The sequence below is a fragment of the Pseudomonas sp. 2995-1 genome, assembly GCF_002742505.1.
GTDB lineage: Bacteria > Pseudomonadota > Gammaproteobacteria > Pseudomonadales > Pseudomonadaceae > Aquipseudomonas > Aquipseudomonas sivasensis.
This window is the reverse complement of sequence record NZ_LJSA01000098.1, coordinates 1-247: the sequence shown is the minus strand read 5'-3', so window position 1 is coordinate 247 and position 247 is coordinate 1. Positions and strand designations below refer to the sequence as shown.

Annotated in this window: 1 protein-coding gene; it reads right to left on the bottom strand. The window is 38.5% G+C overall.

What is annotated here, in order from left to right:
• Positions 1-247 (bottom strand): hypothetical protein (locus AOA61_RS00310; RefSeq protein WP_218197305.1); only part of this gene is annotated, 247 nt, incomplete at both ends.

Below are 247 nucleotides of genomic sequence, written 5' to 3'. Positions count from 1 at the left end.
CTCCAATAAGGACCTGATCTGTTTATTTGTAGGCTCTTGATTTGTATCGCTTATATTGAAGCGGCATCGCCAATGATCGGTTGTGAAGGTTTCTGGAAATCCGCCTGGATATACTTTAACTCCACGGTTTGTCATTACTACGAAATTAAAATCAGTACCAGCAATGTCTTCTAGCTTTTGACCTATCTCATCAGCAGTTAATTCATTGTTACATAAAAATACATCAACCCCATCGAGTGTTCTTACA